The following is a 7,824-nucleotide window of genomic DNA, read 5'->3' on the forward strand; positions in this document are numbered from 1 at the left end:
GCACCGGGCAATCTCCCCCAAACGCGTAGGGTTTTGTACAAATTGCCAACAGATACAAAAACGCCCGGTCCGATTGTCGGCCCCGGGCGTCGTGATTCTTGAGGGGGTGAAGCGGGTTAAAACGCTTCTGGTTTGGCTTCGCGGGCCATGTGATCAAGCACCGCGTTCACAAATTTGCCTTCCTTGCCCTCTGGGAAAAACGCCTCTGCGACGCTGACAAATTCCGAAATCACCACTTTTGGCGGGGTGTCCATCGCCACCAATTCCGCCCCAGCGGCGCGAAACAACGCACGCATGGTTGTGTCGATCCGATCAATTGGCCATTTCGCAACAAGGGCACGGTCGGTCATCTGATCGACTTTGGCCTGATAGCTCACCGCGTTTTCCAACAACTTGGAAAACAACGAAATATCACCTTCCAACATGTCGACACCGGCTTCAAGCTCGGCCCCGAAACGGTGATCCAAAAACTCTTGACGGACCTTGTCCAAACCCTGTTCGGACTGCTCCATCTGGAACAACGCCTGAACGGCAAAGAGCCGCGACGCCGATTTCATTTTACGTTTCTGGTTGCCAGAAAGATTGTCACCGATTTGGCTCATGCGAGGTCAGGTCCCTTTGAAGCGCCCGCGATTTGGATTTCATCAGAAGAAGGCACAAAACCCACCCCCTTGCGCGGACCGCCCCACTTACGAGCAAGCGCCACAAGATGCAAGGCCGCCGCCGCCGCCCCGCCGCCTTTGTTTTGCTCGGCCACTTCGGCACGAACACGCGCTTGTTCATAATTTTCAACGGTTAAGATGCCATTGCCGATGCAAAGACCCTGCAATCCCAAAAGCGTAATTCCGCGCGAACTGTCGTTGCAGACGGTTTCGTAATGGGTGGTTTCACCGCGAATGACACAGCCCAGCGCGACATAGCCGTCAAAGTTGCTCATCCGTTCGGCAATTCCAATCGCCGTTGGAATTTCCAGCGCGCCGGGAACTTCGACCAAATCCCAGGTTCCACCCGCCGCTTCGATCTCGGCCTTGGCACCGGCGACCTGTTCGTCGGCGATGTCCTTGTAATAGGGCGAGGTCACAATCAGGATTTTGACCGGCTTGTCAAACTCGGCCCGTGGCATGACGTGGTGATTGATAGAAGAGGCCATTAACCCAGCTCCGAGATTTTTCGAGTGCCAACAATTTCAAGACCATAGGCATCAAGGCCGACAACCTTTGGCACTTTGGAGTTGGTCAAAAGCGTCAGTTTCGACAACCCCAATGACGACAGGATTTGCGCGCCCAAACCGTATTGGCGCAGGGTCTTGGGTGAAACACCTTCAACCGGGTCAAGCTTCATCGAGGTGTCGCGCAACAGCACAACAACGCCACGCCCCTCTTTGGCGACTTCGGCCATAGCGTGCTCAAACTCATGCGCGCGCCCCTTGGGGCCGGTGCCGATCACGTCGAGCATCGGGTCCATCGCGTGCATCCGTACCAAAACCGGCTCATCACCAGAAAGATCGCCTTTTGTCAGGACGATATGTTCATCCCCATGGGTTTCGTCGGTATAAATCCGCATGTTCCATTCGCCGCCAAACTCGCTTTGAATGACTTCTTCGTTGCGCACTTTGACAAGGTTGTCATTGCGACGACGATAGGCGATCAGATCGGAAATAGTGCCGATTTTCAAACCGTGGCGTTGGGAAAAGGCCACAAGTTCCGGCAGACGCGACATGGTGCCGTCTTCGTTCATAATCTCACAGATCACACCGGCCGGGTTCAACCCCGCCAAGCGGCTCACGTCGACGGCGGCCTCGGTATGTCCGGCGCGGACCAGAACTCCGCCGGCCTTGGCACGCAGCGGGAACACATGACCCGGCGTCGCGATGTCGGCTTCGCCCTTTGAGGCATCAATTGCCACCGCAACTGTGCGCGCACGGTCGGCGGCGGAAATACCGGTGGTCACGCCTTCGCGCGCCTCGATCGAGGTGGTAAAGGCGGTTTCGTGACGCGACGAGTTGTTCGTCGACATCAGCGATAGACCCAGCTCAGAAATACGATCGCCGGTCATCGCCAAACAAATCAACCCCCGGCCATAAAGCGCCATGAAATTGATCGCATCGGGCGTGGCCCATTGTGCCGGGATCACCAAATCCCCTTCGTTTTCGCGGTCTTCATGGTCAACCAGAATGAACATACGCCCATTGCGCGCATCTTCGATGATCTCTTCGACCGAAGAAATGGCGTCTTTCCAGTTTTCTTCAACTGGTCCCGGGTTCTCGTAATCAGCCATGTCGCCTCCTGAATGTCACCCGCGCAGATAGCGCGCGAGCACCTTTTTGACCAGAGGAAACGTGACGGCGCAAGCGGCACAAAAGGCTAGTCGAAGATGTCCTCAAGAAAATCAAACGCTTCTTCAAAGAGCTTGCTCCCCAAGCTTTTACGCTTCTTCGGCTTTTTGCGCTTGCGATGATAGTCGACCTTGTTGTCCTTGCGCTTTTTCGAGGGTTTTTGCGACTGTGGACGCACAGGGGCGTAGCCTGCCCCTCCGCGTGCTTGGTCAACTGAGTCTGCCCTGAGTCGTTTGAGATTGTGAAGCGGTGCCCCGCAAGAGCTGCACACCAATTCATGCCGCGCCTTTTCCAAAACCAATGCGGCGCGCGTTCCACAGTAACAACAGGTGGCAATCTTTGGGTCTTTTTGCATCAACGGCTCCTTTTGTCATAAATAGGAAGCTAAGCGGTGCTATGGAACCCCTCGCCCCTAGCGACGTCCTCCATCAGGCACCGTTTTGACACGACAGACTTCCAAATCCATCAGAGACACTCCGAAAATGACAGAAACTCCCCCTGAAGCTGACCCAACAATGGGCGTGTTCGAACGGTTCTTAACACTTTGGGTCGCCTTCGCGATGGTGATGGGTATCGCCCTGGGCGCTTTGGCACCCGGCCTGGTCGCAACTGTCGCAGCCGCTGAAGTCGCCTCGATCAACCTCGTGGTGGCGGTCCTGATCTGGGCGATGGTCTATCCGATGATGGTCAGTGTTGATTTCGGCGCGGTCAAGGACGTGGCGCGCCAACCCAAGGGGGTGTTCATAACGCTGGTAGTCAACTGGTTGATCAAACCGTTTACCATGGCGGCGTTGGCGGTTTTGTTTTTCGACTATGTTTTTGCCCCGTGGATCAAGCCCGAAGACGCCGCGCAATACACCGCCGGTCTGATCCTGCTTGGGGCCGCGCCCTGTACCGCGATGGTGTTTGTCTGGTCGCAACTGACGCGCGGCGATGCCACCTATACTCTGGTTCAGGTGTCGGTGAACGATCTGATCATGGTGGTTGCCTTTGCGCCGATTGTGGCGGTCTTGCTGGGTGTGACCGACATCACGGTACCTTGGCAAACCCTTGTTCTAGCGACAATTCTATACGTTGCCCTGCCGCTTATCGCCGGGTTGATCACCCGCAAAATCCTTGGCACTCAGGAACGCATTGAGGCCTATACCGCACGGATCAAGACATGGTCGGTCATAGGATTGATCGCCACTGTGGTGATCCTCTTTGGCTTGCAAGGCGCGGTCATTCTTGACCGACCAACCGTGATCCTACTGATTGCCGTCCCGATCCTGATCCAGAGCTATGGGATTTTCGCCATCGCCTATGGTGCCGCCTATGCGCTTAGGGTGCCGCACAAGGTCGCCGCCCCCTGCGCGATGATCGGCACTTCGAACTTTTTCGAACTGGCCGTCGCCGTCGCCATTAGCCTATTTGGGCTAACCTCCGGCGCGGCGCTGGCCACGGTTGTGGGCGTTTTGGTCGAAGTGCCGGTGATGTTGTCATTGGTGGCCTTTGCCAACCGCACCCGTGCCAAGTTCACCGGCTAGTTTACATCCTAACCTTTGGGCTTGGCCGCATACAGCGCAACAGCGGCGGCGTTGGACACGTTGAGTGAGCCGAATTCGCCTGCAAAGTCGATTTTGACCAAACGATCTACGGTTTCTTTGGTCTTTTCGCGCAGGCCCGGCCCCTCAGCCCCAAGCACTAGGGCCACCGGCATGTCGCTGCGCCCGTCCAATGCCTGTTCAATGGTTTGATCGGCCTCACCGTCGAGGCCAAGCACCACAAAACCCATCTTTTGCAACTCAAGAATCGTGTCAGAGAGATTGCGCATCCGCAAGTACGGTTGCCGCTCGAGCGCACCAGATGCGGTTTTCGCCAAGGCACCGGTTTCCGGGGCCGAATGGTGACGCGTGCCAATCACCGCCTGTGCGCCAAACACTTCGGCCGAGCGTAGGATCGCACCAACGTTATGTGGGTCGGTCACGCGATCAAGTAAAACCAACCGCAACGGCGCGTCGCCACTGGGAATCGCGATTTCTTCGAGCGAGCCCCAATTGAGCGGCTTCACCTCCAAAGCGGCCCCCTGATGCACCGATTGCGGATCAAGCGGCGCTTTAAAACGGCGCGGATCCTGAATTTCAGGTTCCATCCCTGATTCTGCAATCGCATCTGCCAATTTCGCCGCCGCATTGGGCGTCAGAATCAATCGCACCCGATCCCGTTTCGGGTTCATCAAGGCGTCACGCACGGCATGTAAGCCAAAAAGCCAAACCGTTGCGGCGGCTGCCGCCCGTTTGGCCTGTTCTTTTTCAATCACCCATTTTGGTTTTTCAGCCATATCACGCGCCTTTTTCTGCTTGGATGTCTCCTTGCACCCATGTTGCGCGCTTGCCAAGTTATTTTCCTGTTGACGCCGCTTTTGCACGGCTGTAATCCCCCCCTCACGCCGACATTGTTGGCGCAACGGTGGGCGACAGGCCGCAAGGTGTGGCAGGGGACTGTAACTCCCTCGAGGCGACTCACGCCTGGTTCGATTCCAGGGTCGCCCACCATTTATTTTCAGACAGTTACGACAGAGATATTGTTGCCCTTGCGGTGGTATAGGCAAGACGGTCCCAACGTCGTGTCTCAGGTTTCGGTCGGTTGTTATCCTATTCTCTGCGCACTTGGACGGCCCGGCTTTAAGAAAACCACGCGCAAGGGGTGTCGCACAGCAAGTCACAACCAAGCCCGTCCTATGTACGCGTTGTAGGAGACCGCCGCCGTTGGCACTTGCCTGTTTGAAAAACACCAGTTTGGCCGGGGAGTAGTCTTTTGGACCTAGAGCAATGGCCCAAATCAGAATTCTTAGTGTTTAACTAAACTATTGCCTAACGCCTTTGAAAATGGCAAGAGATCAACGTCCGGTCCAGCCATGTTTTCCCTCAATAGCCAATCGGATTGAGCACAGCTTGAGCGGAGAACACCCTATGCCTTTTCGATCCGTGGCTTTTATGGCCGCATTTTTGGTGCCAACACTCACTTTGGCAGACGCCCCGGTTTCAGCGCAATTGTCCATTGAACTCAATGCCTCTCAAACTGTTGAAAACGGTTGTAAGTTGAGTTTTCTCGTCTTGAATGGGCATGACACAAACGTGTCCAAAGCCGTGTATGAAGCGGTGCTTTTTGACGCAAGTGGTCAAGTCAACAACCTGATGCTGTTTGATTTTGGCGAATTGCCCGCCAAACGCCCCCGTGTGAGGCAATTCGTCGTTGGCGGCCTGCAATGCGAAAACCTTGGCCAAGTTTTGGTCAACGGCGTCAACACATGTGAGGGGGCCGATCTTCCCGATGGGGCTTGTAGCATAGGCTTACAACTCGGCACCCGCACGACAATCGAGGTTGCGGGATGATGGATATTCTCAAATCCACCTTGCAACACATCTATGATTTGGGTGGGCCGGTTGTGATGATCATGTTGGTGGTGTCTATTCTCACCTTAGCCGTGGTTCTTTATAAACTATGGCAGTTTTCCGTCGCGGGGGTCGGTCGTCACAAAGCCTTGGCCCGCGCCGTTGATGCCTGGGACGCAGGCGCGCCATCGCAAGCTCAAACCGAATTGCAAGCCTCGCGGAGCTACCTTGCGCCGGTCATTCGCATGGCGTTTGCCCAAAAGTTTGACCGAACCCGGCTTGAAACCGAAGCCGAAACAAAGTTCGCCAAACTTGAAGGGGGGTTGGGGTTTCTCGACAGCGTCGCACAGCTTTCGCCGCTATTGGGGCTGTTTGGAACGGTCTTAGGGATGATCTCAGCGTTTCAGGCGTTGCAAGAGGCTGGCTCACAAGTCGATCCCTCTATCCTCGCAGGCGGTATTTGGGTGGCTCTGCTCACCACCGCCGTGGGTCTGGTGATCGCGATGCCCACATCCCTTGTTCTAAGTTGGTTCGAGGCCCGTTTGGATCGTGACCGGGTGCTGGCCGGTCAATCTATTTCAACTGTTTTAAGCCCCGGACAAACCATCTCTGAGGTTGAGACACCCGCACAAGAGCACCCGGCACATGCGTAAGCGACGCGAGCGGCGAAAATTGTCAATGACCTCTCTGATCGACGTTATCTTCTTGTTGCTGTTATTCTTTATGCTGACGTCGACCTTTACCCGATTTGCCGAAGTTGAGCTCACCGCCGCAGGATCAAGTGGGGTTGTGTCCGATGGTCCCCCGCCTGTGTTCTTAAAGCTTGGGGAAACAGATTTGTCGGTGAATTTGCGGGGTACATTGCTTTCGGAACTGGCGGAGGCTTTAAACAACTTGCGCGCGGATGTCCCGATTTTGCCTGTACTCGTCTCAATAGACGACAGTGTTTCGGCCCAGCGTTTGACCGACCTTCTCGTCACATTGCGATCCGTACCGGGGCTTTCAACAACCGTTCTGGGGGCAACATGATCCGCCAACGCAAGAAATCTGAACGCGAGCCGACCATTGCGTTGATCAACATCGTGTTCTTGATGTTGGTATTCTTTCTTGTCGCGGGCACCATTGCGCGCCCGATCGACAAGGATTTGAAGTTGGTCAGCACCGCCAATCTTGATGGGGCCGCACCGGCAAACGCTTTGGTCATTCACCCAGATGGGTGCTTGTCGGTGTTTGGTCAACCTGTCGCCAATGCAAACGAAGCCTTGCAAAAACTTGGCTACGACGGTGGGCCGGTTCGCATTGTTCCGGACCGCAGCTTATCAGCCAAGGAATTGGTTCGGATCGGAACCAATTTGCGAAAAGCCGGGGCTGACAAGGTCATGTTGGTCACAGAAAGAGGCTTGGAATGATCAGTTCGTCGCGTGTTCTCAAACTATCGGCTGTTCTGGTTGCCGGGGCCGCCCATGCGGCCATTGCCCTGATTGCGACCCCCGATCCAAAGCTTGAGATCGAAGGAGCCAGCGGTGCCTCACACGCCAAACTGGGGTCAAGTTTTCAAGACATGGCGGTCGGAACACTGGAAGCCGAATCCCCCTTGGACAGGGCAGAGAATGTTCATCCCGATCGGGCGGAAGCGGCCGAATTGGACCTTGCAAAACCTGAGGAACCACAACCGGTTGATCCGGCTGACACGGATCATGCTGACAAGGCTTTGAGCGAAACCGCGCAACAGGTTTCTCCGCAAAAGCCTGACCCAGTTCGGCCCAATTCGGCGGTGCCCGCCCAAGCCCCCAAGATGGCAACAGCCCTCCTTCCAGAGGCCAAACCCGCCGACCTCGCAGCGCGAGTGAGCCCAATCGCACCAATTGATATGGCCCTGCCTGCGGTTCTGCCCCTGCCTCAACTCGCGGTGCCGCAAGATGTGGCAAAACCAGAGATGGCCCAACAGGTGCAAAGCGAAGCCCCGAGCTCCGCCGCAGTGGCAGAGCCGCCCAAAACGATTGTTGAGGCCAGCGAACCGGAAAATGCGGCTGTCGCAACCTCACTTCGCCCGCGGATGCGGACACCAGAATTCGAAGCCGCGAACAAACCAAAAGCCAAGCCCAAACCCAAACC

At 55.9% G+C, this 7,824-nt stretch carries 10 protein-coding genes, 1 tRNA gene and 1 pseudogene; 7 read left to right on the forward strand and 5 right to left on the reverse strand.

Translation table 11 applies throughout. The features are described from left to right. Window positions 1–116: 116 nt before the first annotated feature. The 4 genes from nusB to AC5EFR_RS22615 form a co-directional block, all read right to left on the reverse strand. Window positions 117–602 carry a transcription antitermination factor NusB gene (gene nusB / locus AC5EFR_RS22600; RefSeq protein ID WP_299934703.1) on the reverse strand — a complete coding sequence of 162 codons (486 nt, stop codon included), beginning with the start codon at window positions 600–602 and terminating at the stop codon, window positions 117–119. Beyond that, the gene (locus AC5EFR_RS22605) at window positions 599–1,150 is read right to left on the reverse strand and encodes a 6,7-dimethyl-8-ribityllumazine synthase (RefSeq protein WP_493577956.1); all 552 of its coding nucleotides are present in this window, start codon (window positions 1,148–1,150) and stop codon (window positions 599–601) included. The genes nusB and AC5EFR_RS22605 overlap by 4 nt, the downstream gene beginning before the upstream one ends. Then, window positions 1,150–2,277 carry a 3,4-dihydroxy-2-butanone-4-phosphate synthase gene (gene ribB / locus AC5EFR_RS22610; RefSeq protein WP_493577957.1) on the reverse strand — a complete coding sequence of 376 codons (1,128 nt, stop codon included), beginning with the start codon at window positions 2,275–2,277 and terminating at the stop codon, window positions 1,150–1,152. The genes AC5EFR_RS22605 and ribB overlap by 1 nt, the downstream gene beginning before the upstream one ends. 86 nt (window positions 2,278–2,363) lie before the next feature. After that, entirely contained in the window at window positions 2,364–2,636 is a 273-nt protein-coding gene (locus AC5EFR_RS22615) for a hypothetical protein (protein ID WP_493577958.1), read from the reverse strand. A gap of 214 nt (window positions 2,637–2,850) precedes the next feature. Here AC5EFR_RS22615 and arsB point away from each other — a divergent pair, with 214 nt between their 5' ends. Then, window positions 2,851–3,861, forward strand: a complete 1,011-nt coding sequence (gene arsB / locus AC5EFR_RS22620) for an ACR3 family arsenite efflux transporter (RefSeq protein WP_493577965.1) — start codon at window positions 2,851–2,853, stop codon at window positions 3,859–3,861. 8 nt (window positions 3,862–3,869) lie between these two features. Here the strand turns inward: arsB and rlmB are convergent, their stop codons facing one another. After that, entirely contained in the window at window positions 3,870–4,655 is a 786-nt protein-coding gene (gene rlmB / locus AC5EFR_RS22625; RefSeq protein WP_493577959.1) for a 23S rRNA (guanosine(2251)-2'-O)-methyltransferase RlmB, read from the reverse strand. A gap of 130 nt (window positions 4,656–4,785) precedes the next feature. On the opposite strand from rlmB, the gene AC5EFR_RS22630 reads away from it, so the two are divergent. The 6 genes and pseudogenes from AC5EFR_RS22630 to AC5EFR_RS22655 all read left to right on the forward strand — a co-directional run. Further along, window positions 4,786–4,869, forward strand: a tRNA-Tyr gene (locus AC5EFR_RS22630). Between the two features lie 417 nt (window positions 4,870–5,286). Continuing rightward, entirely contained in the window at window positions 5,287–5,709 is a 423-nt protein-coding gene (locus tag AC5EFR_RS22635) for a hypothetical protein (protein WP_493577960.1), read from the forward strand. After that, entirely contained in the window at window positions 5,706–6,362 is a 657-nt protein-coding gene (locus AC5EFR_RS22640; RefSeq protein ID WP_493577961.1) for a MotA/TolQ/ExbB proton channel family protein, read from the forward strand. The genes AC5EFR_RS22635 and AC5EFR_RS22640 overlap by 4 nt, the downstream gene beginning before the upstream one ends. Continuing rightward, window positions 6,355–6,738, forward strand: coding sequence for an ExbD/TolR family protein (locus tag AC5EFR_RS22645; protein ID WP_493577962.1), 384 nt, complete (start codon window positions 6,355–6,357; stop codon window positions 6,736–6,738). The genes AC5EFR_RS22640 and AC5EFR_RS22645 overlap by 8 nt, the downstream gene beginning before the upstream one ends. Further along, entirely contained in the window at window positions 6,735–7,118 is a 384-nt protein-coding gene (locus AC5EFR_RS22650; protein WP_493577963.1) for an ExbD/TolR family protein, read from the forward strand. Before AC5EFR_RS22645 ends, AC5EFR_RS22650 begins: the two co-directional genes overlap by 4 nt. After that, window positions 7,115–7,824 (forward strand): annotated as a pseudogene (locus AC5EFR_RS22655) (hypothetical protein); the annotation flags it as partial. The gene AC5EFR_RS22650 and the pseudogene AC5EFR_RS22655, both read left to right, overlap by 4 nt.

The organism is Pelagimonas sp. (assembly GCF_058892305.1).